At 66.8% G+C, this 25,010-nt stretch carries 24 protein-coding genes and 2 tRNA genes; 12 read left to right on the top strand and 14 right to left on the bottom strand.

The genetic code is table 11. The features are described 5' to 3' along the window. Positions 1–53: 53 nt before the first annotated feature. On the bottom strand, positions 54–743 hold the full coding sequence (gene crp, locus AC5P5W_RS09070; RefSeq protein WP_010482649.1) for a cAMP-activated global transcriptional regulator CRP: 690 nt from the start codon (positions 741–743) through the stop codon (positions 54–56). Positions 744–892: 149 nt separating this feature from the next. On the opposite strand from crp, the gene speD reads away from it, so the two are divergent. Further along, positions 893–1,687, top strand: coding sequence for an adenosylmethionine decarboxylase (speD, locus tag AC5P5W_RS09065; protein WP_014648662.1), 795 nt, complete (start codon positions 893–895; stop codon positions 1,685–1,687). 167 nt (positions 1,688–1,854) lie between these two features. Then, on the top strand, positions 1,855–2,175 hold the full coding sequence (locus AC5P5W_RS09060) for a DMT family transporter (protein ID WP_005419816.1): 321 nt from the start codon (positions 1,855–1,857) through the stop codon (positions 2,173–2,175). Positions 2,176–2,257: 82 nt separating this feature from the next. Here the strand turns inward: AC5P5W_RS09060 and coq7 are convergent, their stop codons facing one another. Further along, positions 2,258–2,902 (bottom strand): 2-polyprenyl-3-methyl-6-methoxy-1,4-benzoquinone monooxygenase, encoded by a 645-nt coding sequence (gene coq7 / locus AC5P5W_RS09055; protein ID WP_014648661.1) that lies wholly within the window; start codon positions 2,900–2,902, stop codon positions 2,258–2,260. Between the two features lie 196 nt (positions 2,903–3,098). Between coq7 and rplM the strand changes: the two genes are divergently transcribed. After that, positions 3,099–3,527 carry a 50S ribosomal protein L13 gene (gene rplM / locus AC5P5W_RS09050; RefSeq protein WP_005414692.1) on the top strand — a complete coding sequence of 143 codons (429 nt, stop codon included), beginning with the start codon at positions 3,099–3,101 and terminating at the stop codon, positions 3,525–3,527. A gap of 2 nt (positions 3,528–3,529) precedes the next feature. Continuing rightward, complete coding sequence (gene rpsI / locus AC5P5W_RS09045) at positions 3,530–3,922, top strand: 30S ribosomal protein S9 (protein WP_005411311.1); 393 nt, start codon at positions 3,530–3,532, stop codon at positions 3,920–3,922. 323 nt (positions 3,923–4,245) lie between these two features. Here rpsI and AC5P5W_RS09040 read toward each other — a convergent pair. Together AC5P5W_RS09040 and AC5P5W_RS09035 are read right to left on the bottom strand one after the other, a co-directional pair. Continuing rightward, a tRNA-Gln gene (locus AC5P5W_RS09040) sits at positions 4,246–4,320 on the bottom strand. A gap of 55 nt (positions 4,321–4,375) precedes the next feature. After that, positions 4,376–4,452 (bottom strand) — tRNA-Met (locus tag AC5P5W_RS09035). 121 nt (positions 4,453–4,573) lie between these two features. Here AC5P5W_RS09035 and AC5P5W_RS09030 point away from each other — a divergent pair. From AC5P5W_RS09030 to bfr, 3 genes are all read left to right on the top strand, one after another. Then, a complete protein-coding gene (locus AC5P5W_RS09030; protein WP_014648660.1) occupies positions 4,574–5,194 on the top strand; it encodes an RNA pyrophosphohydrolase in 621 nt (206 codons plus the stop codon). Between the two features lie 108 nt (positions 5,195–5,302). Continuing rightward, positions 5,303–5,512 (top strand): (2Fe-2S)-binding protein, encoded by a 210-nt coding sequence (locus tag AC5P5W_RS09025; protein ID WP_005411309.1) that lies wholly within the window; start codon positions 5,303–5,305, stop codon positions 5,510–5,512. Between the two features lie 142 nt (positions 5,513–5,654). Beyond that, on the top strand, positions 5,655–6,125 hold the full coding sequence (bfr, locus tag AC5P5W_RS09020) for a bacterioferritin (RefSeq protein ID WP_005419804.1): 471 nt from the start codon (positions 5,655–5,657) through the stop codon (positions 6,123–6,125). A 1-nt stretch (position 6,126) separates the two neighbouring features. On the opposite strand, the gene AC5P5W_RS09015 is transcribed toward bfr, so the two are convergent. Genes AC5P5W_RS09015 through AC5P5W_RS09005 form a run of 3 tightly spaced genes read right to left on the bottom strand, consistent with a single transcriptional unit; the run spans position 6,127 to position 10,920 of the window. Next, a complete protein-coding gene (locus AC5P5W_RS09015; protein ID WP_197574767.1) occupies positions 6,127–8,367 on the bottom strand; it encodes an ATP-binding protein in 2,241 nt (746 codons plus the stop codon). Position 8,368: 1 nt separating this feature from the next. Then, positions 8,369–10,258, bottom strand: a complete 1,890-nt coding sequence (locus tag AC5P5W_RS09010) for an EAL domain-containing protein (protein WP_046432861.1) — start codon at positions 10,256–10,258, stop codon at positions 8,369–8,371. Between the two features lie 44 nt (positions 10,259–10,302). Further along, entirely contained in the window at positions 10,303–10,920 is a 618-nt protein-coding gene (locus tag AC5P5W_RS09005) for a DUF4126 domain-containing protein (RefSeq protein ID WP_014648657.1), read from the bottom strand. A 179-nt stretch (positions 10,921–11,099) separates the two neighbouring features. On the opposite strand from AC5P5W_RS09005, the gene AC5P5W_RS09000 reads away from it, so the two are divergent. From AC5P5W_RS09000 to ampE, 5 genes are all read left to right on the top strand, one after another. Next, positions 11,100–11,843 (top strand): DUF6776 family protein, encoded by a 744-nt coding sequence (locus AC5P5W_RS09000; protein ID WP_005411304.1) that lies wholly within the window; start codon positions 11,100–11,102, stop codon positions 11,841–11,843. 4 nt (positions 11,844–11,847) lie between these two features. Then, positions 11,848–12,312, top strand: a complete 465-nt coding sequence (locus tag AC5P5W_RS08995) for a bactofilin family protein (RefSeq protein WP_032956754.1) — start codon at positions 11,848–11,850, stop codon at positions 12,310–12,312. Between the two features lie 31 nt (positions 12,313–12,343). Next, positions 12,344–12,736 carry an iron-sulfur cluster insertion protein ErpA gene (gene erpA, locus AC5P5W_RS08990; protein WP_005419789.1) on the top strand — a complete coding sequence of 131 codons (393 nt, stop codon included), beginning with the start codon at positions 12,344–12,346 and terminating at the stop codon, positions 12,734–12,736. 153 nt (positions 12,737–12,889) lie between these two features. Continuing rightward, positions 12,890–13,795 carry an NAD(+) diphosphatase gene (nudC, locus tag AC5P5W_RS08985; RefSeq protein ID WP_014648655.1) on the top strand — a complete coding sequence of 302 codons (906 nt, stop codon included), beginning with the start codon at positions 12,890–12,892 and terminating at the stop codon, positions 13,793–13,795. Between the two features lie 134 nt (positions 13,796–13,929). Further along, positions 13,930–14,817 (top strand): regulatory signaling modulator protein AmpE, encoded by an 888-nt coding sequence (ampE, locus tag AC5P5W_RS08980; RefSeq protein ID WP_014648654.1) that lies wholly within the window; start codon positions 13,930–13,932, stop codon positions 14,815–14,817. Positions 14,818–15,295: 478 nt separating this feature from the next. On the opposite strand, the gene AC5P5W_RS08975 is transcribed toward ampE, so the two are convergent. From AC5P5W_RS08975 to AC5P5W_RS08945, 7 genes are all read right to left on the bottom strand, one after another. After that, positions 15,296–15,721 (bottom strand): DUF2752 domain-containing protein, encoded by a 426-nt coding sequence (locus AC5P5W_RS08975; protein ID WP_197574765.1) that lies wholly within the window; start codon positions 15,719–15,721, stop codon positions 15,296–15,298. Between the two features lie 44 nt (positions 15,722–15,765). Continuing rightward, on the bottom strand, positions 15,766–16,044 hold the full coding sequence (locus tag AC5P5W_RS08970; RefSeq protein WP_014648653.1) for a CD225/dispanin family protein: 279 nt from the start codon (positions 16,042–16,044) through the stop codon (positions 15,766–15,768). A gap of 34 nt (positions 16,045–16,078) precedes the next feature. After that, a complete protein-coding gene (locus AC5P5W_RS08965; protein WP_005419784.1) occupies positions 16,079–16,366 on the bottom strand; it encodes a CD225/dispanin family protein in 288 nt (95 codons plus the stop codon). A gap of 221 nt (positions 16,367–16,587) precedes the next feature. Beyond that, entirely contained in the window at positions 16,588–18,477 is a 1,890-nt protein-coding gene (locus AC5P5W_RS08960; RefSeq protein WP_014648652.1) for an MFS transporter, read from the bottom strand. Positions 18,478–18,575: 98 nt separating this feature from the next. Beyond that, positions 18,576–19,370, bottom strand: a complete 795-nt coding sequence (locus AC5P5W_RS08955) for an SDR family NAD(P)-dependent oxidoreductase (protein WP_049440057.1) — start codon at positions 19,368–19,370, stop codon at positions 18,576–18,578. 143 nt (positions 19,371–19,513) lie between these two features. Next, complete coding sequence (gene yccS / locus AC5P5W_RS08950) at positions 19,514–21,691, bottom strand: YccS family putative transporter (protein WP_197574763.1); 2,178 nt, start codon at positions 21,689–21,691, stop codon at positions 19,514–19,516. A 185-nt stretch (positions 21,692–21,876) separates the two neighbouring features. Then, positions 21,877–24,999 (bottom strand): efflux RND transporter permease subunit, encoded by a 3,123-nt coding sequence (locus tag AC5P5W_RS08945; RefSeq protein ID WP_049403847.1) that lies wholly within the window; start codon positions 24,997–24,999, stop codon positions 21,877–21,879. Between the last annotated feature and the right edge of the window lie 11 nt (positions 25,000–25,010).

The following is a 25,010-nucleotide window of genomic DNA, read 5'->3' as shown; positions in this document are numbered from 1 at the left end:
CTAGCGCGCGAAGGAGTGCGGACCAAGGTCCGCACCCACCGGGTGCTCAACGGTCAACGGGTGCCGTACAGCACCACGGTCTTGCCACGGGCATGCAGCAGGCCGTCGGTCTGCAGCTTCTTCAGCACGCGGCCGGCCATTTCCCGCGAGCAGCCGACCAGGCGTGCCAGCTCCTGGCGGGAGACGCGCAGCTGGCTGCCCTGCGGATGGCTCATCGCCTCCGGTTCCTGCGCCAGGTCGTGCAGGGTGCGCACGATCCGGTCGGTAACGTCCAGGAATGCCAGGCGGCTGGCCTTGCGGCTGGTGTCGAGCAGGCGCTTGGAGATCTGCTGGCCCAGCGCGTACAGCAGGCGCGGGGCGTCGGCCGACAGCGGGCCGAGGAACAGCTGATGCAGGCGCTCGTAGCTGATTTCAGCCAGCTCGCAGGCGGTACGGGTCCGCAGGATCACCTCGCGGCGGTCCGATTCGACGAACAGGCCCATCTCGCCGACGAACTCGCCGGCACCGAAGTAGCCCAGCACAAGCTCGCGATCGTCATCTTCCTCGGCCATGATCGAAACCGAGCCGCTGATGACGTAATACAGGGTTCCCGCCGGGTCACCGGGTCGGAAGACGTCGGTACGGGTGGGATATCGCCGCCTGTGGCTGTGCGCCAGGAAACGATCGATTGTGGCGATATCCAGGGCCAGTGGACTGCTAGCTAGGCGCACGGTTGACACGATAGGGGCGCTCCCTCTGCGCATGAACGGATTCACGGGGTCGATAGCGGAGCTTAACCAGCGCAATTGTTAAGGGCAAACAGTGTGCCAGAACTCTTGCGTCTTCACGTTCCCCCCGGGGGCAGTTTGCCCCATAATTCCCCCTTTCCCTTCTTACACAGGAATCGACCGCCGTGGTCAAGCCGTTGCCTCGCCTGAGGCTGCAGGGTTTCAACAACCTCACCAAGGCGCTGAGCTTCAACATCTATGACGTGTGTTACGCGCGCACCGAAGAGGAGCGTCAGCGTTACATTGAATACATCGATGAAGAGTACAACGCCGACAGGCTGACTCAAATCTTGACCGATGTCGCCGAGATCATCGGCGCCAACATCCTGAACGTGGCCCGCCAGGACTACGACCCGCAGGGTGCCTCGGTGACCATCCTGATCTCCGAAGAGCCGGTGATCGACAAGAAGCAGGCCGGCAAGGAACTGATTCCCGACGCCGTGGTCGCGCACATGGACAAGAGCCACATCACTGTCCATACCTACCCGGAAACCCATCCGCAGGAAGGCATCGCGACGTTCCGCGCGGACATCGACGTGGCCACCTGTGGCGTCATTTCGCCGCTGAAGGCCCTGAACTACCTGATCGAGAGCCTGGAATCGGACATCGTGATCATGGACTACCGTGTCCGTGGCTTCACCCGCGATGTGAAGGGCAAGAAGCATTACATCGATCACAAGATCAACTCGATCCAGAACTTCCTGGCCAAGAACATCAAGTCGCGTTACGAGATGTTCGACGTCAACGTCTACCAGGAAAACATCTTCCACACGAAGATGCACCTGAAGGACTTCGACCTGGACCAGTACCTGTTCGAGGAAAAGGCCAAGAACCTGTCGTTCAAGGAACGCATGAAGATCGAAGCGCTGCTCAAGCGCGAGATCGAAGAGCTGTTCCACGGCCGGAACCTGTCCGAGTAAGCCCCATGTGCGATGCCCGCAGGCATCGCCGCCCAGGCGGGACGACCCGCCCCGTGGAACCAGTGCCTCGCACGCGTTACGGTTCCACGGTGATGTGCCGACCCACGGCCCGGTGTGAAAACACCGGGCCGTTTCGTTTTTCCCAAAAAGGTAAGGAGCCCCCACCCATGCCCTGGATCTATCTGCTGCTGGCCGGCCTGTTCGAGATCGGTTTCGCCCTCGGAATGAAGTACTCCGAAGGCTTCAGCAAACCCCTGCCCACCGTTGCCACGGTGGTGTCCGCCCTGATCAGCCTGTACCTGATGAGCCAGGCGATGAAGAGCATCCCGGTCGGCACCGCCTACGCGATCTGGACCGGCATCGGCGCCATGGGCGTGGCGGTGCTGGGCATCTATCTGTTCAACGACAGTGCGTCGCCGGCCCGCCTGGCCTGCGTGGGCCTGATCGTAGCCGGTGTGATCGGCCTGAAGCTGGTCTCGCCCAACTGATTGATGGCCCGACCAACGGTCGGGCCCCACCGTCGCCCCCCGCACCTCCTGGTAGGCCCGCACCGTTGGTGCGGGCGACCCTTCAAATGCGGTAGGCGATGGTCTTCATCACCCTGGAAGCCAGCGCCATCGCGCCCGGGATCGGGAATGGCAGGCGGCGTGCGCCGGCCTGTTCGGCGTGCTCCGCATGGCGGGCCTCGTCCTCCTTCATCACCTGGATGACCGCGCGGCTGCGCAGATCGCCGGCCGGCAGGTCGACCAGGTGCTCGTCCAGATGGGCTTCCACCTGGCGCTCGGTTTCAACCACGAAGCCCAGGTTCCAGCCGTCGCCGCGCAGACCCGCCAGGGTGCCGATGGTGTAGCTGCCGGCGTACCACAGCGGATTGAACAGGCTCGGGCGGCTGTCCAGTTCATCCAGCCGGGTCGCGCACCAGGCCAGGTGATCGGTCTCTTCCTGGGCCGCTTCCAGCAGGTGTTCACGGGTGGCCGGGTCGCGGGCCACGGCCGCCTGGCCGAAGTACAGGCCCTGTGCGCAGACCTCGCCGACATGGTTGATCCGCATCAGCCCCGCGGCGTGGCGGCGCTCGGCGCGGTCCATGCCCGGCTCGCCGGTGCCTGCGGCCGGGTAGGGGCGGGCCGCCGGAGGGTTGCCGAACACCGTGTCCAGGGCGCGCTGCGCCTCGGTCAGCAGGTGGTCCAGCGGGGTGGTCTGGCGGAGCACGGTCATGGCGGCACGCGGTGGGGCGGGAGACCCGCCGATTCTCGCCCGCCCCCGCTCCCCTGCCAACCCGGGGCAGGGCCAGCTTGCACCGAGGGCGTGACCTGCGTACAATCCCGCCTCTTGCGCTTCACCTTTCACAACGCGTGGCAGAGTTCCGGCGAGTCCTTCGCCGCAATGAGCCCGACCTAACCTAGAGTTCTTCATGAGCACTTTCACTGCCAAGAACGAGACCGTCCAGCGCGACTGGTACCTCGTCGACGCCGAGGGCAAGACCCTGGGCCGTCTCGCCACCGAGCTGGCCCGCCGTCTGCGCGGCAAGCACAAGCCGGTCTACACCCCCCACGTTGATACCGGCGACTACCTGGTCGTCATCAATGCAGAAAAGATTGCCGTCACCGGCAAGAAGCTGCAGGACAAGATGTATCACCGTTTCACCGGCTACATCGGCAACCTGAAGACCGAGTCCCTGGCCCAGGCGCTGGAGCGCCACCCGGAGCGCGTGATCGAGATCGCCGTGAAGGGCATGCTGCCGAAGGGCCCGCTGGGTCGCCAGATGTACCGCAAGCTCAAGGTCTACGCCGGCACTGAGCATCCGCACGCCGCACAGCAGCCGCAGGTTCTGGATATCTAATCATGGCTATCACTCAAAACTACGGCACTGGCCGCCGCAAGTCCTCCACCGCTCGCGTGTTCCTGCGCAAGGGTTCGGGCAACATCACCGTCAATGGTCGTCCGCTGGACGAGTTCTTCGGTCGTGAGACCGCGCGCATGATCGTGCGCCAGCCGCTCGAGCTGACCAAGAACACCGAAAGCTTCGACATCCTGGTCACCGCCGCTGGCGGCGGCACCACCGGCCAGGCCGGTGCGATCCGCCTGGGCATCGCCCGTGCGCTGGTCGAGTACGACGAAACCCTGAAGTCCGAGCTGCGCAAGGCCGGCTTCATGACCCGTGACGCCCGTGAAGTCGAGCGTAAGAAGGTCGGTCTGCACAAGGCCCGCCGCGCCACCCAGTTCTCCAAGCGCTGATTTACCGCGCCTGGTTGGGCTCCTGCGGGAGCCCGCTGGTTGGAAAAGCAAAAGCCCGGCTTCGGCCGGGCTTTTGTCGTTTTGGAGTCAGGCATTTCGTGGTTGCCGGCCAGCGGCCGGCACTACCCGGGGTTTCGCATCTCGGAAGGGGTGGGGTCAGAGCCTTCTCCTTTGGAAAAGGATCCGACCCCGGGCCTCTCTCTGGAGAAGAGCCCCCTTGATGTTCAAGGGGGCGCGCCGACAGGCGCGGGGATAAGGTGGGATGCGCGACCAAATTAAAAGCAAAAGGCCAGATCTTTCGATCTGGCCTTTTGCTTTTAATTTGGCTGCCCCGGATGGATTCGAACCACCGAATGCCTGAGTCAGAGTCAGGTGCCTTACCGCTTGGCGACGGGGCAAAACGTGCAACTATTTTCTCACTTTTCACACTGAAAAACAACTTGATTTTCAGTGTGGTGGCTATGGGTGGACTCGAACCACCGACCCCAGCATTATGAGTGCTGTGCTCTAACCGGCTGAGCTACATAGCCTTGGTGAGCCCGCTATTCTGCGGATGTGTATCGACCCTGTCAACACTTTTGTGTCGTGCTTGTGGGCCGACAGAGGGCATGGGATAGTCCCGACCAGTAGATTTTCTTAGGAGTCCGCATCGTGATCGATCCGGACGGCTATCGACCGAACGTCGGCATCGTGCTGATGCGGCAGGACGGCCAGGTGTTCTGGGCACGACGCGTGCGCCGGGATGGCTGGCAGTTCCCGCAGGGTGGCATGAACACCGACGAGACGCCTGTCGAGGCCATGTATCGTGAACTGCAGGAAGAGACCGGCCTGCTGCCTGAGCATGTGGAAGTGCTCGGGGCCACGCCCGGCTGGCTGCGCTACAAGCTGCCGGCGCGGGCCATCCGCCGCAACGAGCGGCAGGTCTGCATCGGCCAGAAACAGGTCTGGTTCCTGCTGCGCCTGACCGGCGACGAATCCCACGTGACGCTGGACCACACCGACTCGCCCGAGTTCGACCACTGGCGCTGGGTCGACTTCTGGTACCCGGTAGAGCACGTGGTGATGTTCAAACGCGGCGTCTATGCGCGTGCCCTGCGACACCTGGCGCCACTGGCGCGCGGCGTGGCCGGGCAGGGCGTCACCGCCATGCCCAAGAGCGCCGCCGAGGCCTGGATGCCGGGCCACACCGCCGGGCACGACCGCCCGCGCAAGCGCCCGCGGACCCGAGGGTACTGGCCGAAGAAGGTCACGGGCGACGGCCCGGCCAGCTGACCGGCTGAACGGTCTCGAGAATGGTTCAGGTCTCTGATTGACAACCATTCTCGTTTCCATTGGAATAGCCACCAGGCCGCTTCTGGCCTGTCAGCCCGGTTCCCGCCTGTGTACGTCTGCATCTGCAACGGAGTCACCGACCACCAGATCCGCGAAGCCGCCAGCCATGGCGTGAGCACGGTGGCCGAACTGACCATGCGTACCGGTTGTGGTGCCACCTGCGGTTCCTGCCTGGACATGGCCGGCGACCTGCTGGCCAAGGCACGTGCGACCCACGATCTGCCGCTGCCGGTATTGGGCCTGGCGCAGGTCGCCTGATCGCCTTTTCGCGGCGCGTTGACGCCGCGCTTTCGCATCCTTCACCTTCGGCCGCGCAGGCCAATGCACACGATTCGCGTTCCTTCACGAGCGCACGCGAGGCGTTAAAGTGCCTGCGTTTTCAGCGTGCAGGAGCACCCCCATGAAGGGCGACACCAAGGTCATCGAATTCCTCAACAAGGTCCTCTACAACGAGCTGACCGCGATCAACCAGTACTTCCTGCACGCCAAGATGCTGAAGAACTGGGGCATCAAGGAACTGGCCGAACACGAGTACAAGGAATCGATCGACGAGATGAAGCATGCCGACATGCTCGCCGACCGCATCCTGTTCCTTGAAGGCCTGCCGAATTTCCAGGCGTTGGGCAAGCTGCGCATCGGCGAGAACCCGACCGAGATCCTGCAGTGCGACCTGTCGCTGGAACGCGATGGCGTGGTCACCCTGCGCGAGGCCGTGGCCTATTCCGATTCGGTTGGCGACTACGTCAGCCGCCAACTGTTCGTGAAGATCCTCGATTCGGAAGAGGAGCACATCGACTGGCTGGAGACCCAGCTGGACCTGATCGAGCGTATCGGCGAGCCGAAGTACCTGCTGAGCAAGCTGGAAGAGTGAGTCAGCCGCCCTGGCCGGCGCGGTGCTGTGCCAGGTAGCCCGTCAGTGCAACGCGCGCCCGGGCGAATTCCGCAACCAGCAGCGCCACCGCCACCGCGGGGCGCTGCAGGCTGCCACTACGGGCTTCGTGCTCGATCCGCTGTGCGATCGCCGACAGCGACAATGCGCCGACGTTTGCACTCGATGACTTCAGGCTGTGCGCTGTGGCCTGCAAGCGCAGCTCATCGCCGTTCTGCGCGGCCAGCTGCAACTGCTGCACCATCACCGGCGCATCTTCAAGAAAGACCATGACGATCTGGGTGGCAGCGTCGCCGATCACGGTGTGCAGTTCATCCAGCACGTCGCGGTCGATCACCGGTTTCGGCGCGGCTTGGCTTGTCGTCTCCTGTAGAGCCGAGCCATGCTCGGCTGATGGAGTGGGAGTGCAACTGGCCGTCAGCCGAGCATGGCTCGGCTCTACAGACGGCTCCACAGAAAGTCGTCCAGGTGATGCAGCTCTGCCGCCACCCCAACGCAGCAGCAGCGCATGCAGCGTGGCGCGCGCGATCGGCTTGGACAGGTAATCGTCCATGCCCGCCTGCAGGCAGCGCTCGCGGTCACCGGCCATGGCGTTGGCGGTCATGGCGATGATCGGCAGGCGGGCGCGCCCGGTCTCCACTTCTTCGGCGCGCCAGCGGCGCGTGGCGGCGTAGCCGTCCAGCACCGGCATCTGGCAATCCATCAACACGATGTCCACGCCGCCTTCGCGGAGGGCGGCCAGCGCCTGCTCGCCATCGGCGGCGTTGCGTACTTCGCACTGGAACACGCGCAGCAGTTGTTCGGCGACCATCCGGTTGACCGTATTGTCCTCCACCAGCAGCACACGCAGATGCAACGGCGGCAGCGTGGCAGCCGGGTGCTCGTTGTCCGCGCTGGCCAGCAGCGCAGCGGGGCGGGCGGGGGCGACCGGTGCAGCCAGCAGTGCATGCAGGGCCGCATCGTCGAAGTGCGGGGGCAGCTGGCGCTGGCGCTGGCGTTGTGGAAGTGCGCCCTCCTGCAGCCACAGCACCTGCAGCACATCGTCGTCACCACGTTCACTCAGCGCCAGCTGCAGCGTGGCCTCACCGTTGCGGCGTGCGCGGGCATCGACCAGCAGCCATGCCGGTGCCGGTTGTCCGGGCCGCGCGGGAGCGCGCAGGCGCTCGACCACGGCATCCAGCTGTGCCAGCACCTGCACCTGCAGCCCATGGTGGGCGGCGATGCGCTCGATACGTGCCTGCAGCGTTGCATCGGCACTGAACAGCAGCAGCGGTGCCGGTGCGCGCGCCATCGCCGGCAGGTCGCCAGCGACCTTCAGCAGCGGGATCTCGAACCAGAAGGTTGCGCCCTGGCCCGGCGTGGAGTGCACGCCGATGTGCCCGTGCATCAGGTCGATGATGCGCTTGCAGATGGCCAGGCCCAGGCCGGTGCCGCCATAGATGCGGGTGGTGGATGCGTCGGCCTGGCTGAAGGACTGGAACAGGCGTGCCTGCAGCGCGTCGTCGATGCCGATGCCGGTATCGATGATCTCGAAGCGCAGCTGGTGCTGCGCGGCACTTTCACCCAGACGCAGCACGCGCAGCTGCACTTGGCCGCGGGCGGTGAACTTGATGGCGTTGGCCAGCAGGTTGCTCAGCACCTGGCGCAGGCGCACCGGGTCGCCGCGCACCGGCAGGCGCACCGATGGATCCAGTTGCAGGCCCAGGGCCAGGCCCTTGGCGTCGGCGGCCCGCTGCATCAGCTGTACCACGCCATCGAGCAGGTCGCGCAGGTTGAAGCTGGTGATCTCCAGTTCCAGCGCCTGCGCTTCCAGCCGGGAGTAGTCGAGGATGTCGTCGACGATGCGCAGCAGCTGTTGCGAACTGGCCGAGGCGGTGGCCAGCATCTGCCGCTGGTCTTCGCCCAGCGGCCCGCGTGCGATCAGCTCCAGCATCGGCAGGATGCCGTTGAGCGGGGTGCGGATCTCGTGGCTCATCGTGGCCAGGAACTCGCCCTTGGCCAGCACGGCCGCCTCGGCGGCCTGCTTGGCCTGCAGCAGCTGTTGTTCCAGCTGGCCCTGGCGTTCGGTGGTATGGCGAAGCTGGTCGCGTTCGGCGGCCAGCGCACTGTGCGTGCGCTGCAGCTGGGCCAGCGCATGGTTGCGCGCGCGCAGGCGCAGGCCCAACAGCAGCAGCGCGATGGCGGCCGCAGCAAGGGCAACCAGCAGCACGCCCCACAGCGGCACGTCAGAGCACCGCGTTGTGGAAGTCGAAGTTCAGGTCGCTGCCGGCCGACTGCACCATGTTGCCCTGGATGTAGTCGACGCCGCCTACCCACATCGCCGCTGCAGCCTGCGGATCCTCGATCTGCTGGCCGATGATCTGCAGTCCGGCGGCATGGGCCTGTTCGATCGTCTTGCGCAGTTCCTCGCGCGTGGCCGGATTGGAGTGGCTGCTGGAGAAGCGCGCAGCCATGCGCACGAACGACAGCGGCAGCTGGGTCAGCAGTGCATCGGCCTCGCCGCTGGGTTCGAACTGGCTCAGGCAGAAGCGCACCCCTGCGCTGGCCATGCGCTGGCAGAACTGCTGCAGCGGCACGGTGTGGATCAGTGCGTCGGGCAGGCGCACGTCGATCACCAGCGCACTGCCAGGCAGGTCACGCTGCTGCAGTGATTCCAGCAGCCAGTCGGCGAAGGCATCGCGCTGCAGGGTGCGCAGCGACTGCGAGACGAACAGGCTCAGCGGCTGCGTTGCGTGCCGGTACAGATCCAGCAGGCCCAGTGCGTGGTCCATCACCTGCTGGTCGAGGTCGGCGATGCGCCCGGCGGCTTCCGCGGCGGGGATCACCTGGCCGGCCGCCAGCACCGTGCCATCGGCCTGGCGCAGGCGCAGCAGCAACTGGTATTGCGCGGTGTTGCCGCCTGCCACGGCGACGATCGGCTGGTAGGCCAGTTCCAGCTGGCCCTCCAGCAGCGCCAGGTGTTCCTGTTCGGTGACCGCCTGGCGATGCACATGGCCCGCCACGCCGGCGCTGAGCAGGCGCGCCTGCAGGGTTGTGCGCTCAACCGCTTCCAGCGCACTGCTGGCATCCTCGAAGCCCGGCGACAGCGGCGCATAGCCGACCACGCCGCGCAGATGCACGGATTCGTCGTCGCGGATCACGAAGGCGCGGGCCGACAGCTGCTCGCGCAGGCTCGCGGCGATGCCTTCGAGGGCGTCCTCGTCGGCGTTGCGGGCCAGTAGCAGGAAGCTGTTGTCGTTCAGCCGCGCCAGCAGGTGCGGATGGCCGGCTTCGGCCAGGCGCTGCCCGGCCTGCACCATCAGCCGTTCAAACGCGGCATAGCCATAGCGTTCGCGCAGGCCCAGCGCACTGGCCACTTCGATGAAGAACACGCCGCCCCGGTCGCGGTGGGCGAGTGCGGTGTTGAGCTGCTGCAGCACATGGTGGCGCGTCGGCAGGCCGGTTTCCGGATTGCTGGTGGCCGGTGCGCCGGTGGCGCCCGGCAGGGTCGCGGCTTGGGCACGTGCGCGGCGGATGCGGTTGGCCACCGCTGCGATCAGGTGGCGCGGCCGGATCGGCTTGCTCAGGTAGTCGTCGGCGCCGCTGTCGAGCACTTCGAACTGGCGCTCTGGATCCGGATCGCCGCTGAGGAACACGATCGGCAGCAGCTGCAGGCCGGGCTGCTGGCGGATCAGCGCGGTCAGGCGCATGCCGTCCAGCCCGGGCAGGTGCAGATCCATCAGGATCAGGTCGGGGCGGTGCTCCTTGATCGCCTGCAGCGCGGCATCGGCATCGCTGTGCACGATCGCCTGCATGCCGGCGCCGTGCAGCACGCTCTGCGCGAACAGCGCCTGGGCGCGATCGTCTTCAACGATCAGCACGCGGTAGGGCGAGTCCGAGGGCGGCGGGGCCAGATCGTTGTTGCCGGCTTCGGCCAGTGCGATCGGGCCGGGCAGCGGCGGCGGTGCGCTGTTGACCGGCGCCGGGGCATCGGTCGCGATGGGCGGCGGGGTCGCAGCCGTCGGTGCGGCCACAGCGGGGCCTGCCGCCTCGGGCGCCCAGCGCTGCCAATGATCGGCCGGAGGGGTTTCAGCGCGTCCCGGGCGGGCGCCCGCGGGGGATTCGTTTGCGGCCATCGGTGCTCCTGGTGTTCGCGTCCATTATGCGACAAGCCCGGTGCTCAACCGGTACTGCTGTGCCCCGGCGGTGCTGCCGATGCACCGCGCGCCAGCCAGCGCACGCCCTTCCACAGCGCGCGCCAGACCAGCCACACCAGCAGCGCGCCGGCCAGGCTGCAGGCCAGCACCACCACCAGCGCGATCCACGGGTGTGCCAGGGCCAGCGCCAGGCCACCGACTACCACGGTGTCCTCAGCGGCGGAGGCGACCCAGTTGCTGGCCGGTTCCGGCGAGGTATTGAGCAGCGCGCGGGTACCGGCCTTCAGGCCGTGGCTGGCGAGGGCGACGCCGGCACCGGCGGCGAGTGCGCCGGCGCCGAGCTGACCGTCCGGCGACAGGGTAGCCGCTGCGAGGAACGCGCCGGCCGGCACGCGTGCGAGCGTCTGCACCAGGTCCCAGACCGAGTCCACGCCGGGAATCTTGTCGGCGAAGAACTCGGCGATGGCCAGCGCCGCCGACGTGCCCAGCACCCACCAGGATTCGGTGGCCTGCAGAGCGGGCGGCAGGTCGACCCAGCCGAGCAGGCCGGCAAGGCCGACGCCGAACACGGTGAGGTAGACGCGGATGCCGGCCAGCCAGGCCAGCAGGATGCCGATCACGAACAAGTGGGCTTCGGTCATGGCGATGCTCCGGCGACGGAACTGTGCAGGGGACCACACTATCGACGATGGCATGCCTGAACGCCACAGACCGTGGCCGGCCACGGCGCAGGAAACCCACCCGTCCTGTCATACACTAGCCCGTCGTTTGCCACAGGGGCCGTACCGGTGTCGCCCTCGCGATACCCCGGAAACCACCCATGACCAACCGTCCTCCCATGCGCGTGCAGGTACGCCTGCCCGGCGCGCCGCAACCGCCGGCCGACCGTCGCCGCCTGCTGGTGATCGGCGGCATCTGGCTGCTCAGCCTGGTGCTGGCGGTGCTGGGTGGCTGCTGGATGGCCACGCCACGCGATGCCCAGGGCCAGCGCCTGCAGGCTGCCGAGAAGCGCGCCGAGACGCTGCAGGCGCAGCTGACCGAGCTGCGCCAGAAGCAGGCCACGCTGGAAGCCTCCGACCGCATCAGCCGCGCCGCCAATACCGAGGTGCAGTCCTCGCTGGCCGAGCGCGATGAGGAAATCGCCGGCCTGCGCGCCGACGTTGCCTTCTATGAGCGCCTGGTGGGTTCGACCAGCCAGCGCAAGGGCCTGAACACCCACTCGATCGAGTTCAGCCCGGAAGCGGCCGGCACCTGGCAGTACACCGCCGTGCTGACCCAGAACCTCAACCGCGGCGCCATCAGCCAGGGGCAGATGCGCTTCACCGTGGAAGGCGTGAAGAACGGCAAGCTGGCCACGATCAGCTGGGATGATCTGCACCAGCGCAGCAAGGTGCCGGGACAGGATTACTCGTTCCGGTACTTCCAGCAGCTCACCGGCAGCGTGATGCTGCCGGCTGACTTCACCCCGCAACGCGTGCGGGTGACATTGGGGAGTGGTACGGGGGGTACCACCCAGGTATTCGACTGGAAACAGGCCGGCGCGCCGGCCAGCAAAGGGGAGTAGGCAGATGTTCGGAAGCAGCAAATCCAACCGTGAAGGCCAGCTGGTGGTGGATGCCCTGATCGGCAACCAGGTGGTGATCCGCGGTGATGTGGAATTCAGTGGTGGCCTGTATGTGGAAGGTCGCATCCACGGCAAGGTGATCGCCACCGAAGGCGCCAGCGGCGCGACCCTGACGGTCGCCGAGCATGGCGTGATCGAGGGTGAGATCCGGGCCCAGGTGGTGGTCATCAGCGGCCGTCTGGACGGCGATGTACACGCCACCGAGAAGGTCGAGCTGACCCCCAGCGCACGGGTCAATGGCAACGTCCATTACCAGGTGGTGGAGATGAATGCGGGCGCCCAGCTGAACGGCCGCCTGATCCATGCCAGCGCCCCGATGGCGGCCCTGCCGGCGCCGGAAGGCGATGAGGCCAATGGCGGCAAGGGCGACACCGCCGCACGCCGCAAGCTGGCCGAGGCGATGGCTTGAAAGCCATCCCCGGCACCCCCATGCTGGCACCATGAGCACGCTAGTCTCCCTGCCCGGCGCCACCCCGGTTGCCGCGCCCGATTACCAATCGCTGGAGCGCCCGCTGAACTTCACCGAGTCGGCGGCCGCCAAGGTCAAATCCCTGATCCAGGAAGAGGGCAACCCCGACCTGGCCCTGCGTGTGTACATCGAGGGCGGCGGCTGTTCGGGCTTCCAGTATGGGTTCGAGTTCGACGAGAACCGTGCCGAGGATGACCTGGCGGTACAGACCAGCGGGGTGACCCTGCTGGTCGACCCGCTGAGCCTGCAGTACCTGATGGGCGCCGAGGTGGACTACACCGAGAGCCTGACCGGTGCCCAGTTCGTGATCCGCAACCCGAACGCAAAGACCACCTGCGGCTGCGGCAGCAGCTTCAGCATGTAAAAGGCCTGTGGCCGGAATGTGCCAACCAGGGTTGGCACCTGCCAGAGCGGGTAGATCCACGCCATGCGTGGATGATCCTTCCTGCATCCACAACGGCAGATTGCGCACAGCGCCGACCTTGCCACCCGCATCGATTGGCGGCACGCTTGCAGGATGCCCAATACTCCTTCGCCGCTTTCCGGTTTCGCCTTCGTGGGTGAACCGCTGGAGCGCGCCGATGCCCTGCGCGAAGATGCCGATGCACTGGCGCGCCTGTGGCCGGGCGCGCGCATTCTCGTGCTCGATCAGGACGGCAGCGCCTTCACCGGCGATGACGATCAGCCACTGGCGCTGACCGGCGCCGACATCGGCGGCGGCCCGGGTGCCGCGATCTTCCTCGGCCTGCGCGGAGAGCAGGCGTGGTTCTCGGTTGAAGCCACCAACGTCACCATCAGCGCACCACGCCGGCTTGATCTGCGCCAGGCCGCGCTGCTGTGGTCGATGGCCGATGCGACCGCCTTCAGCTATGCCCGCGGCATGTCGTACTGGCACTCGCGCACCCGCTTCTGCGGCGTGTGCGGCGGCGCCGTGGCGTTTGCCCGTGGTGGCTTCGTCGGCCGCTGCGGGCAGTGTTCCACCGAACACTACCCGCGTGTCGACCCGGCGGTGATCGTCGCCGTGGAAAACCAGGGCCGGCTGCTGCTGGGCCGGCAGTCGAACTGGGCCCCGCGTCGCTACTCGGTGCTGGCCGGCTTCGTCGAACCCGGCGAGACCTTCGAGCAGACCGTGGTGCGCGAAGTCCATGAAGAGAGCAAGGTGCGGGTGACGGCCTGCCAGTACCTCGGTTCGCAGCCCTGGCCATTCCCAGGTGCGCTGATGGTTGGCTTCCGCGCACAGGCGCAGGATGACCTGCCGACCGTGGACGGTGAGCTGGAAGACGCGCGCTGGTTCAGTGCCGACGAGGTCGGCGCGGCACTGGCGCGCGACGTGGAGGACGATGGCCAGGGTATCCGCCTGTCGCCGCCGATCTCGATTTCGCGCGGCCTGATCGAGCATTGGTACCGGCAGCAGAAGGGCTGAGCCGGGCCGGCTGGGGCGATTGCATTGCCGCCACCTGAACACGGCCCGGGTTACAGTGCGGGTCATCGCGGAGGGCGCCGCTGCGACAGGTAAGGTAGCGGCGCCGAGCGTTTTGTTTCGTAGGGAGACCTGCCATGTTCACCACTCTGGCCGCCGTGCTGGTGGCACTGGCCCTGGGCCATGTTGCTCCGGCCGCTGCTGCCTCGCTGCGCCGTTTCGACGGTTTCCGGCGTTGGCTGGGCTGGCTGGATGCGCGTGGTGGCAAGGCCTGGCAGGGACCGGCCGGCGTTGCCTTGGCACTGCTGCCGCCGCTGTTGCTGATGGTGCTGCTGGCGTGGCTGTTGCGCGGGGTGCTGTTCGGCCTGCCGTCGCTGCTGCTGGGCGTGGCGGTGCTGGCCTGGTGCTGGGGCCCGCGTGACCTGGACCGCGATATCGAGGCCATTATCGATGCCGATGATGCGGCGACGCGGCAGGCTGCAGTGCGCAACCTGCAGTCGGCCGGCGGCAGCCTGCGCGAGGACATTCCGTCACTGGTCGAGGCGACGGTGCTCAACGCACTGCGGCGCTGGTTCGCGGTGCTGTTCTGGTTCCTGTTGCTGGGCCCGGCTGGCGCGCTCGGTTACCGGCTGCTGGCGCTGATGGCGGAGAGCCCGATGCGCGCACGCGTGCCGGTGGAGCCGCTGGCGCTGGCGCAGCGCCTGCTGGGCTGGATCGAGTGGCCGGTGGCGCAGCTGATGGCCTTCTCGATGGCGCTGGTGGGCAATTTCGATACGGCGTGGAAGGCCTGGCGCCAGGCCCATGGCGAACGCCTGGCCGGCAACATCGGGTTCCTTGGCGCGGTGGCGCGGGCCAGCGTCAACGCCGAGCTGCGTGAGGATGCGCACGATTACACCGAGGCAGGGTTGCTGCCGGTGTGGCAGCGGTTGCCGGACCTGCGTGATGCGATGAGCCTGGTGTGGCGGATGCTGCTGCTGTGGCTGGCGGTCCTCGCCCTGCTGGTGATTGCAGGCTGGGTGACGTAGTTGCTTTGCAGGGCTTGCAGCCCTGCACCTGCAGAGTCGACAGCAACTGCAACGGCAGGATTGCAGCGGGTCGGCGGGGTGGGTCGGATGGCGGGGGACGCCGTGAATCCGTCCATGGAGGCTTGGTCGCCGCATCCATGCGGCTCACACCCCCGCCATCCGACCCACCCCGCCTTCGACAGTTTTCCGCGCACTGACGTTCTGTAGAGCCGAGCCATGCTCGGCTCCGAGCGAGCGCAGCGAAGCGATCCGCTTCCGCTTTTGATCTTCTCTTTCTTTTCCGTGGTGGACGCACACGGAAACTGTCCGTGGTCGGGCGGGATGGGTTTGCGGGGGTGTCCGCGGCATGGATGCCGCGGCCAAGCCTCCACGGACGGATTCACGGCGTTCCCCGCAAACCCATCCCGCCCGGCCAACCCCAAGGCTTCTGCCTTCAAACGCCGCCCACCACGAGGGGCTGCGCCGTTGGCTGGAAAACCTAGATCGGTGCCAGTGCGGTGAACGGTGCCCAAGGCAGGTTGCGCAGCAGCGCATACCCGGGCAGCACCCAGAGCCAGAACGTGGGATTGGCCAGTACCCGCATCAGCGGGTCGAGCACGCGCGGACGGATGCCGGCGACGTTCAGCAGCATCAGCAGCAGGAACGGCAGGCCGATGACCAGCAGCGGGTTCATCGCCATCGCGCCGGGCAGGTCGAAATGGACCAGTGAATACAGGCAGCGGGTGCTGCCACAGCCCGGGCAGTACAGGCCTGTCAGCGCGTACAGCGGGCAGCTCGGCAAAGGATTGCCGGCGACATACGGATTGACGTTGCGCAGCACCACCGCGGCACCGGCGGCCAGGCCGGTGGCGGCCAGCAGCGGTGCCCAGCGGGCGAATCGGGAGCGGGCGGGAAGTGCGGACATTGCAGCAACGGATCCGGCGCAGGCGCCGGATCCGTCCACGCGGATCAGTAGCCGCTGTTGTTCATTGCACCCATGCCGCCGACAGCGACGATCAGGATGCCGTACAGCACGCCGACCACGACGGCGGCGATGGCCGACCAGATCGCCCACTTCTTGGCCTTGGCGGCGGAGTCCTGGGCACCGGCGATGTCGCCAGCGGCCAGCTTGCCGTTGACCTGCGCGGCGTAGACGATCGACACGATGCCGGCCGGCAGGCAGCAGAACAGGGTGCTCAGGATGGCCCAGACCAGATTGTTCGGGACCTGCGGAGTGGCGGTGTTCATGGGTTCAAGCTCCTTGATGGGTGGTGGTGGTGAATCATTGGTCGGAAAGAGCGCCCAGTACGGCCAAGCCGCCGAACAGCCCGAACCACAACAGCAACAGGACCGGCAGGGCCACGGCCGAAGCCACCGCCCACCAGCCCGCCTTGCGCGACGCACTGTAGGCCCCCGGCAGGTCGCCGGCGGCGCGGCGGCCATCGACCTGGGAGGCATAGACGATCGACACCACGCCCAACGGCAGGCAGCAGAACAGCGTCGTCAGGATCGCCCAGACCAGATGGTTGGGGATGTAGACCGGACGGCTGAGCGGTGGCGGTTGATTCAAAGCAAGACTCCATTCCTTGGTGGCCGGCCATGATGAAACGGCCGAACCTCCCCCCTGTGGGTGCGTAATCTACCTCAACCCGCGCTGCATGTATGCGGTTACAGTCAGATACTGGCCGGTATGGCCCTTGATCTGACGCATCTGACGGACCTCTGCGATGCATCGGAGGGCGAGGATGGGGGCTTGTCGCTGGGACGGTCTACCCGTGTCCGTGCGGTCGATCAGGCGTGATCACCACGCAGGGCCCGCACCTGGGCCTCCAGCACCGGGGCGCTGGTGGTGCGGCCATCCACGGCCGGTGCCGCCACCACCTCGACCGTGGCGCGGAAACGACGCGGCACCCGCATGCGGCCAAGGCGGCTGTCGCGGCGGCTCCACATGCTCGACCACATGCCGCGCAGCGCCATCGGCACCACCGGCACCGGCCGCCGCTCGAGGATCTTCTCGACGCCGGACTTGAACGGCGCCATCTGCCCGTCGCGGGTCAGCGCGCCCTCGGGGAAGATGCAGACCAGTTCGCCTTCGGCCAGCGCCGCGTCGATCTCATCGAACGCACGCTGCATCAGCGCCGGGTCTTCGCGCGCCCCGGCAATCGGGATCGCCTTGGCGGTCCGGAAGATCCAGCGCATCACCGGGATGTTGAAGATCCTGTAGTACATGACGAAGCGCACCGGACGCGGAATCGTCGCCGACAGGATCAGCGCGTCCATGTAGCTGACATGGTTGCAGACCAGCAGTGCGGCGCCTTCGTCCGGCACGTTGGCTTCGATGCCGTGCGGGCGCAGCCGGTACAGGGTGCGCACCATCAGCCAGCTGAGGAAGCGCATCAGGAATTCGGGGACGATGGTGAAGATGTAGATCGCCACCAGCGCGTTGGCGATGGCCAGCGCCAGGAACTGCTGCGGAATGGTCCAGTGCAGCAGCTTGTGGGCGGCCAGCGACAGCAGCGCCGCAGCGACGATGAAGCCCGAGTTCTGGATGTTCAGTGCGGCGAACACGCGCGACATCTGCGCCTTCGGCGTGCGGCTCTGGATCAGTGCGAACAGCGGCACCACGAAGATGCCGGTGAACAGGCCGATGCCGATCAGGTCGATGACGATGCGGATGCTGCCGGGCTGCTGCAGGAACGGCCCGATGGTCAGCCCGTGCACTGTCGCTTCGCCGCTGCGGGCGAAGTACAGGTCGAGCAGGAACGCGGTCATGCCGAACGCGCCCAGCGGTACCAGGCCGATTTCCACCGTACGTGCTGACAGCTTCTCGCACAGCAGCGAGCCGACGCCGGTGCCCACCGAGAACAGGGCCAGCGCGAAGATGTACAGGGTCGGCTGGCCGCCCAGGTTGGTCACCGCATAGGCCGGCAACTGCGAGGTCAGCACGGTGCCGACGAACCAGAACCAGGACACGCCCAGGATCGAGTTGCGTACGGCTTTCTGCTGGCGCGCCATGCGCAGCACCGCCAGCGATTCCGGCAACGGGTTCCAGTTGATCTTCAGGTTCGGGTCGCCGGCATCGACCTTGGGAATCAGGCGGGCGGCGATGTTGCCGCAGATCGCCAGGGCGATGATCGCGCACGCGGCCACCACCGTGCCGTGACTGCCAGCCACGGTGAACACCAGGCCGCCGACGATCATGCCGGAGAGGATCGACATCGAGGTGCCCATCTCGACCAGGCCGTTGCCGCCGGTCAGCTCTTCTGGCCTGAGCACCGACGGCAGCACTGAGTACTTCACCGGGCCGAACAGGGTGGACTGCATGCCGGTGCAGAACAGCGCGACCAGCAGCACCGGCAGGCTCTGGGTGAGGAAGCCGGTGGCCGCCAGCGACATGATCACGATCTCCATGGTGGTGGTGATCACGATCAGTCGCGATTTTTCCAGTTTGTCGGCGATCTGCCCGGCCAGCGCCGAGAACAGGAAATATGGCAGGATGAAGATGGCCGGTGCCAGGGTGGCGTACAACCCCAGTTCTTCCTCCGGCACAGCCATGAACAGCAACATGCTGATGATCGCCTGCCGGTACACGTTGTCGTTGAACGCACCGAGCGCCTGGACCACGAAGAACGGCAGGAAACGGCGCTGGCGCAGCAGGGCGAACTGGTTGTGACCGGACATGGAACCTCCTTGACCGGCGCAGCCTAGCATTCCTTCCCCTCCGCTGTGGATGCGGACCTGTGGGTGCGGACCGTTGGTCCGCACACCTGCCAGCACTCTCAGACGATATCGTCGACCACGCCGCCATCCACGCGCAGCGCCGCACCCGAGGTTGCCGAGGCCTGCGGCGAGGCCAGGTACACCACCATGTTGGCCACTTCCTCGACCGTGGCGGTGCGCTGGATCACCGAGGACGGCCGGTGCGCCATCACGAACTCACGGCCGATCTGCTCCAGCGGCTTGCCGCTGCGCTGGCGTTCATCCTCGAACATCGCCGCAAAACCGTCGGAGAGGGTCGGGCCGGGCAGCACCGCGTTGACGGTGACGCCACTGCCGGCCACGCGCTTGGCCAGGCCGCGCGACAACGACAGCTGCGCGGTCTTGCTGACCCCGTAATGGATCATGTCGGCGGGAATGTTGCGCGCTGATTCGGAGGAAATGAACAGCACGCGGCCCCAGCCGGCATCGACCATTGCCGGTAGCAGCGCACGCGACAGGCGCACGCCCGACATCACGTTGGTCTGCCAGTAGCGCTCCCAGGTCGCGTCATCGGTCTCGAAGAAGTCCTGTGGGCCGAAGATGCCGGCGTTGTTGACCAGGATGTCGACCTTGGGCAGGCCGGCCAACAGTGTTTCGACACCGGCTGCATCAGAGAGATCGGCGGCGAGGCCGAGCACGTCGGCTCCCGGCACGGTGGCGAGCAGGTGCCGGCGGGCGCGCTCGACGCTGTCGGTGCTGCGGCCATTGAGAATGACACGCGCACCAGCGCTGGCCAGTCCTTGGGCGATGGCCCGGCCGATGCCGGCGGTGGAGGCGGTGACCAGCGCGGTGCGGCCACTGAGCTCGATTTTCATGGCGATAGTCCGGAGCGGGGGGAATTGCCCAGTATCCGCGCGGCCGCGTGATCGAACCGCAGCGCCACGCGCAACGCGCCGTTGCACACGGCGCAATTGACCCATGCCACGCGTGGGTGGGATCTCCGATCAGCGATGAGGAGTCAGGTCAGGCTGGTCACCGCTTCATTGGCCGCTGCCCGCACCTTCGGCAGCATCCGCAGTACCAGCGCCATCTGCGTGCGGATCAGCTGCAGTTTCGGCGGCATCGCCTCGTCGATCTGCTCCAGCTCGGCGGCCACCGCGCGGTCGGCATCGTTGTCATCGTCGGCGACCGGTTGCCGTGCGGTCAGCGCCGAGGCCAGTTGCTGCAGTGCCTTGCGCACGCGCTCGCCGGCCGCCAATGCCAGCGGGTCGCCCGCATAGCTGTCCACCTGGTCGCGATGCGCGCCCAGCGCCGACAGGTGTCCCAGCAGTGTGTTGGACAGCGCCAGGAAGTGGAAGCCGGCATCCAGATTGCGGCGCACATGGCCGGGCTCACGCAGCATGTTCGACAGTGCGGTGGACAGCGCGGCATCGGCGTTGTGCATGTCGCGCCGCGCGATGCGGTAGGCCAGGTCGTCGCGCATGCCGCTGCGGTACTGGCCCAGCACCGAATCCAGGTAGCGAGCCGCAGTGTCCAGCACGCGTGCCAGGACGAGATGCAGCTGCCGGCCCTGCCAGTCGGGCAGGACCAGGAACGCGGCCGCCGCTGCGATCGTGCAACCCAGCACCGTATCGACCATGCGCGGCACGATCAGCACGAAGCCGTCGCCGATCAGGTTGAAGCAGGTCAGCGCCATCACCGTGATCGCCGCCGACGCCACCAGGTAGCGGTCGGTGCGGGTGAAGAAGAACAGAAGTGCAGAGAGCAAGGCGATCAGCAGCTGCACGTGCAGCTGCGGGAACAGCTGCAGCAGCGCCCAGGTCAGCACCAGTCCGGCCAGGGTGCCGACGATGCGCTGGGCCAGGCGTTGGCGGGTGGCGCCGAAGTTGGGCCGGCACACGAACACGATGGTCAGCAGTACCCACGAACCGTTCTGCGCATTGAACAGGCGGATCGCTGCAAAGCCGGCAATCAGCGCCAGCGCCATGCGCAGCCCATGCCGGAACAGCACCGAGCCGGGCGTAAGCTGCTGGCGGATGCGCACGCCCATCTCGCGCAGGGTGTGTGGGTTGCTGTCGCGCAGGCGGGTATCGACGTTGTCCAGGCTGGCTTCGGAGCGCTCGGCATCCAGCAGGCGCCGTTCGATGCTGCGCAGGTTGTGCACCAGCAGGTCCAGCGAGCCCAGCAGGCGCTGCCATTGCGGCCGCTGCTGGTCGCGCAGGTAGGCCAGCGCATCGGCCAGGTCGCGCCCGGCCTGCTGGTTGCCTTCGCCGTACACGAACGGACGGCGCAGCCGGATTGCCTCGCCCAGGCGGGCACAGGCCTGTCCCTGCAGGTCAAGCAGGCGCTGGCAGCGGTACAGCACGTCGCTGTGGAAGAACGCGTCCACCAGCGCGCCGTACGGGTAATGCGAGGAACTGGCGCGCTCGTGGAAATCCTGCGCCATGTAGTACAGGCGCAGGTAAAGGCCGGAGTTCACGCCGGGTCGGCCGGAGCGGCCGAAGCGGGCCAGGATCGCGGTCTTGGCCTCGTTCAGCGCGCCGACCACGCGGCGGTTCTGTTCGGCCAGGTCGAGCTGGCGACGTTGCAGGTCGGCTTCGCGCACCGGCTCGAACAGCGCGGCCTTCAGCTGCAGGTAGCGGCCCAGCTCAACGTACAGTCGCGCCACCCGCTCGCGGACCGGCCGGTTGGCGAACAGCGCGGTCCACAGGATCGACAGCAGGCCGTACCAGACCGCACCGGCCAGCAGGTGGCTGACCGCTTCCAGCGCACTGTGCAGGTCGCTGGCACCGTGCTGTTCCAGGCCGATCATGGTGTAGATCGCCAGCGTCACCGTGGCCTGGGCAATGGACGCATAGCGCTCGCCGAGCGCGCCGAGCAGGGTCAGGCCGAAGGTGGACAGCGCCAGCGCGCCGATGAAGATCCACGGCCACGGGAACAGCCAGATGACCGATGCTGCGGCAATGCAGAAGCACAGCAGCGACAGCGCCACCGCCTTGGTCCGGCCCCACCAGTTGTCATCGGTTTCGGCGATGGCACTGGCGATGATGCCGAGGAACACGCCGGGCAAGGCGGTCAGCGCATCCAGCTGCCAGCACACCGCCAGCGCCGCGGTCAGGGCGATGAACACCCGCAGGCCGTAACTGGCCTTCTCGTGGGCCCACAGGCGGCTGAGGCGGGATTGTCGGGCGGACATGCAGGCTCGGTGGAAGGGTCTCCGACCATTATTGCGGGTGTGGGGTGAAATATGGAGTGCGGACCAACGGTCCGCACCCACGGTAGTGGTAGTGCCGGCCGCTGGCCGGCAGATTTGCGGTACGGAGAAAGCCGGCCAGCGGCCGGCTCTACCCATAGATCCACGCCGCGCGTGGATGGGCCCTTCTAGGCCCGCTGCGCGCGCTTGAGCAGCTTGGCTTCGCGCCTGCGTGCGCGGCGTGCGCGCCAACGCTCGGCCAGGCACGAGAAGATCACGTACAGCGCCGGCGTGCTGAGAAGGGTCAGGCTCTGCGAGAACAGCAGGCCGCCGATCATCGCGATGCCCAGCGGGCGGCGCAGCTCGGACCCTTCACCCAGGCCGATCGCCAGCGGCACGGCGGCCAGGATCGCGACCATCGTGGTCATCATGATCGGGCGGAAGCGCACGATGCTGGCCTCGCGTGCGGCATCGCGCGGCGCCAGCCCATGCTCGCGCTGCGCCACCAGGGCGAAGTCGATCATCATGATCGCGTTCTTCTTGACGATGCCGATCAGCAGAACCAGCGCGATCATCGAGATCACCGACAGTTCGGTGTTGGTGCCGAACAACGCCAGCAGCGCACCGACGCCCGCCGCCGGCAGCGTGGACAGGATGGTGACCGGGTGGATCAGGCTCTCGTAGAGCATGCCCAGCACCAGGTAGACGGTCAGGATCGCGGCAAACACCAGGATCAGCATGTCGCTGGGATCTGAATTGAAGCCGAAGCCCGCATCGTCGGCCAGGCGGATGTCGCCAGGCATGCGCATGCCGGCGACGGTGGCATCGATGATCGCCTTGGCCTCACCCATGCTCACGTTCGGAGCCAGGTTGTAGCTGAGGTCCATCGTCGTGTACTGGTTCTCGTGGGTGATCTGCGAGGGGGCCAGGCCGGGCATCTGCGTGGCCACCGCGGTGATCGGCACCATGTCGCCGTTGCGCGCACGCACGTACACCTCATCCAGCGCCGCCGGGGTGGCGGTCTGCGAGGGCAGGGCGTTGACCACCACGCTGTACTGGTTGATGTCCGAATAGATGGTGGAGATCTGGCGCTGGCCGAACGCACCGTACAGCGCGCCGTCGATGGCGCCGACAGTGATGCCCAGGCGCGCGGCCTTGGCGCGGTCGATCTGGATGTTCTGGCGCAGTCCGGCATTGTCCACGTCGGTGCCGACGTCACGCAGCTTCGGGTTCTTCTTCAGTTCCGCCTGCAGCTTGGGCAGCCATTCCTGCAAAGCAGCCAGGTCGTTGCCCTGCAGGGAAATGCGGTACTGCGCGCCCTGGCTGGAACCGCCGCCATCGTTGCTGGGCAGGTCCTGGATCGCGCGCAGGCGCAACTGCAGGTCGGGGTAGCGATCGGCCTTGGCACTGAGTCGCGCCAACGCATGTGCGGTGGTTTCGCGGCGACCGTCGCTGCGTGACTTCAGCTCGATGTTGAACTGTGCACTGGAGCCCTGACGGCCGCTGCCGAGGCGCACACCCACGGTTTTCACTGCCGGGTCGGCCATCAGCATGTCGGTGATGCGACGCTGGCGGGCGACCATGTCCTCGAAGGAGACGGTGGCGCTGGAATTGGCGCGGCCCCAGATCAGGCCGGTGTCCTGCGGCGGGAACGCGCCCTTCTTCACCGCCCCGAACAGGAAGATGGTGACGCCGATCAGGATCAGCGGCGTCAGCGACAGCAGCAGCGCGTGGCGCAGCGAGAAGTCCAGGAACACGGTGTAGATGCGCAGCATGCGCTCGTGGCCGGCATCCAGCCAGCGTCCGAAGCGCGACGGCGGCGCGCTGTGGTCATGGGCGCTGAGGAAGCGGCTGCACAGCGCCGGGGTCAACGTCAGCGAAACGATCATCGAGACCACGATGGCCGCCACCAGGGTGACGGTGAACTCGCGGAAGAACGCGCCCATCATGCCGCTGGCGAACAGCAGCGGGATGAACACCGCGACCAGCGAGGCGGTGATCGAGACAATGGTGAAGCCGATCTCGCGCGCACCGGTCAGCGCCGCCTGCATGCGCGGCATGCCCTCATCGAGGTGGCGCATGATGTTCTCGATCACCACGATCGCATCGTCCACGACGAAGCCGATCGCGATCACCAGCGCCAGCAGGCTCAGGTTGTTCAGGGTGAAGCCCATCACGTACATCACCAACGCGGCACCGGCCAGCGACAGCGGTACGGTCACTGCGGCGATCAGCGTCGGTGCCAGCCGGCGCAGGAACAGCGCCATGGTCAGCACCACCATCGCCAGGCTGATCAGCAACGTGATCTGCACTTCATGCAGCGACGAGCGGATGGTCGGCGTACGGTCGAAGTACGGCGTCATCGTGGTGCCTGGCTGCAGGTAGTCGCGCAGGGTCGGGATCTGCGCCTTGACCCGGTCCACGGTCTCCACGATGTTGGCGCCGGCACGGGTGAACACGTACATCACCACCGCCGGTTTGTGGTCGAACCACGCGGCCTGGTAGGCATCCTGCTGGCCGTCGTAGACGTTGGCGATGTCCTTCAGGCGGATCACCCGGCCATCGCCCTGGGTCTTGACCACCAGATCGGCGAAGTCGGCCGCACGCGCCACCGAATCGTTGGCGATGATCGCGGTGGTGGTGTTGCCGTCGCTGAGGAAGCCGGTGGGCGAGGTCACGTTGGCCGCGCGCACCGCATTGCGCAGGTCATCGGCGGTCAGGCCCAGCGCGTTCATCAGGCGCAGGTTGACGTCCACGCGCACCGCTGGCGTCGACGCGCCGGCGATGTCGACCGAGGCGACGCCACTGATCTGGCGGATGCGCTGCGCCAGCAGCGAATCGGCGACGTTGTACAGCTCATCGGCCGACTGCGTCTGCGAGGTCAACGCGATGGCGATGACCGGGTCGTCGTTCGGGTTCGCCTTCTGGTACATCGGCGAGCCCATGCCCGAGGGCAGGTCGGCCTGCGCCGAGTTGATCGCGGTCTGTACGTCCAGCGCGGCCGAATCGATGTTGTGGCCGCTCTGGAAGATCATGAACACCAGCGAGCTGCCTTCCGAGCTCGACGAGCGCATGCGGTCGATGCCCGGCAGCTGGCCGAGATGGCGTTCCAGCGGCGCGGTAACCGTGGAGGCCATGGTCGCCGCATCGGCGCCGGACTGGCTGGCATGCACGAAGATCACCGGGATCTCGATGTTCGGCAGTGCCGATACGCCCAGGCGCAGGTAGCAGATCAGGCCGACCATGAACAGGCCGATGGCCAGCAGCGCGGTGCCGATCGGGCGGCGGATGAAGGGGCCGGACAGGTTCATCGTGCGGCCCC

The sequence above is a fragment of the Stenotrophomonas sp. YJH_SMC_123 genome (genome assembly GCF_059368215.1).
The sequence above is the reverse complement of the archived record's forward strand: the minus strand, read 5'-3'. Positions and strand labels throughout refer to the sequence as shown.

Bases quoted from the DNA above. Each gene is read 5' to 3' on its own strand.
- crp (WP_010482649.1), bottom strand. From the start codon at position 743: ATGCGCAGAGGGAGCGCCCCTATCGTGTCAACCGTGCGCCTAGCTAGC.
- ampE (WP_014648654.1), top strand. From the start codon at position 13,930: ATGTTCACCACTCTGGCCGCCGTGCTGGTGGCACTGGCCCTGGGCCAT.
- AC5P5W_RS09000 (WP_005411304.1), top strand. From the start codon at position 11,100: ATGACCAACCGTCCTCCCATGCGCGTGCAGGTACGCCTGCCCGGCGCG.
- bfr (WP_005419804.1), top strand. From the start codon at position 5,655: ATGAAGGGCGACACCAAGGTCATCGAATTCCTCAACAAGGTCCTCTAC.
- AC5P5W_RS08995 (WP_032956754.1), top strand. From the start codon at position 11,848: ATGTTCGGAAGCAGCAAATCCAACCGTGAAGGCCAGCTGGTGGTGGAT.
- AC5P5W_RS09005 (WP_014648657.1), bottom strand. From the start codon at position 10,920: ATGACCGAAGCCCACTTGTTCGTGATCGGCATCCTGCTGGCCTGGCTG.
- erpA (WP_005419789.1), top strand. From the start codon at position 12,344: ATGAGCACGCTAGTCTCCCTGCCCGGCGCCACCCCGGTTGCCGCGCCC.
- AC5P5W_RS08975 (WP_197574765.1), bottom strand. From the start codon at position 15,721: ATGTCCGCACTTCCCGCCCGCTCCCGATTCGCCCGCTGGGCACCGCTG.
- rpsI (WP_005411311.1), top strand. From the start codon at position 3,530: ATGGCTATCACTCAAAACTACGGCACTGGCCGCCGCAAGTCCTCCACC.
- AC5P5W_RS09060 (WP_005419816.1), top strand. From the start codon at position 1,855: ATGCCCTGGATCTATCTGCTGCTGGCCGGCCTGTTCGAGATCGGTTTC.
- AC5P5W_RS09010 (WP_046432861.1), bottom strand. From the start codon at position 10,258: ATGGCCGCAAACGAATCCCCCGCGGGCGCCCGCCCGGGACGCGCTGAA.
- rplM (WP_005414692.1), top strand. From the start codon at position 3,099: ATGAGCACTTTCACTGCCAAGAACGAGACCGTCCAGCGCGACTGGTAC.
- AC5P5W_RS08970 (WP_014648653.1), bottom strand. From the start codon at position 16,044: ATGAACACCGCCACTCCGCAGGTCCCGAACAATCTGGTCTGGGCCATC.
- yccS (WP_197574763.1), bottom strand. From the start codon at position 21,691: ATGTCCGCCCGACAATCCCGCCTCAGCCGCCTGTGGGCCCACGAGAAG.
- coq7 (WP_014648661.1), bottom strand. From the start codon at position 2,902: ATGACCGTGCTCCGCCAGACCACCCCGCTGGACCACCTGCTGACCGAG.
- AC5P5W_RS08955 (WP_049440057.1), bottom strand. From the start codon at position 19,370: ATGAAAATCGAGCTCAGTGGCCGCACCGCGCTGGTCACCGCCTCCACC.
- AC5P5W_RS08960 (WP_014648652.1), bottom strand. From the start codon at position 18,477: ATGTCCGGTCACAACCAGTTCGCCCTGCTGCGCCAGCGCCGTTTCCTG.
- AC5P5W_RS08945 (WP_049403847.1), bottom strand. From the start codon at position 24,999: ATGAACCTGTCCGGCCCCTTCATCCGCCGCCCGATCGGCACCGCGCTG.
- nudC (WP_014648655.1), top strand. From the start codon at position 12,890: ATGCCCAATACTCCTTCGCCGCTTTCCGGTTTCGCCTTCGTGGGTGAA.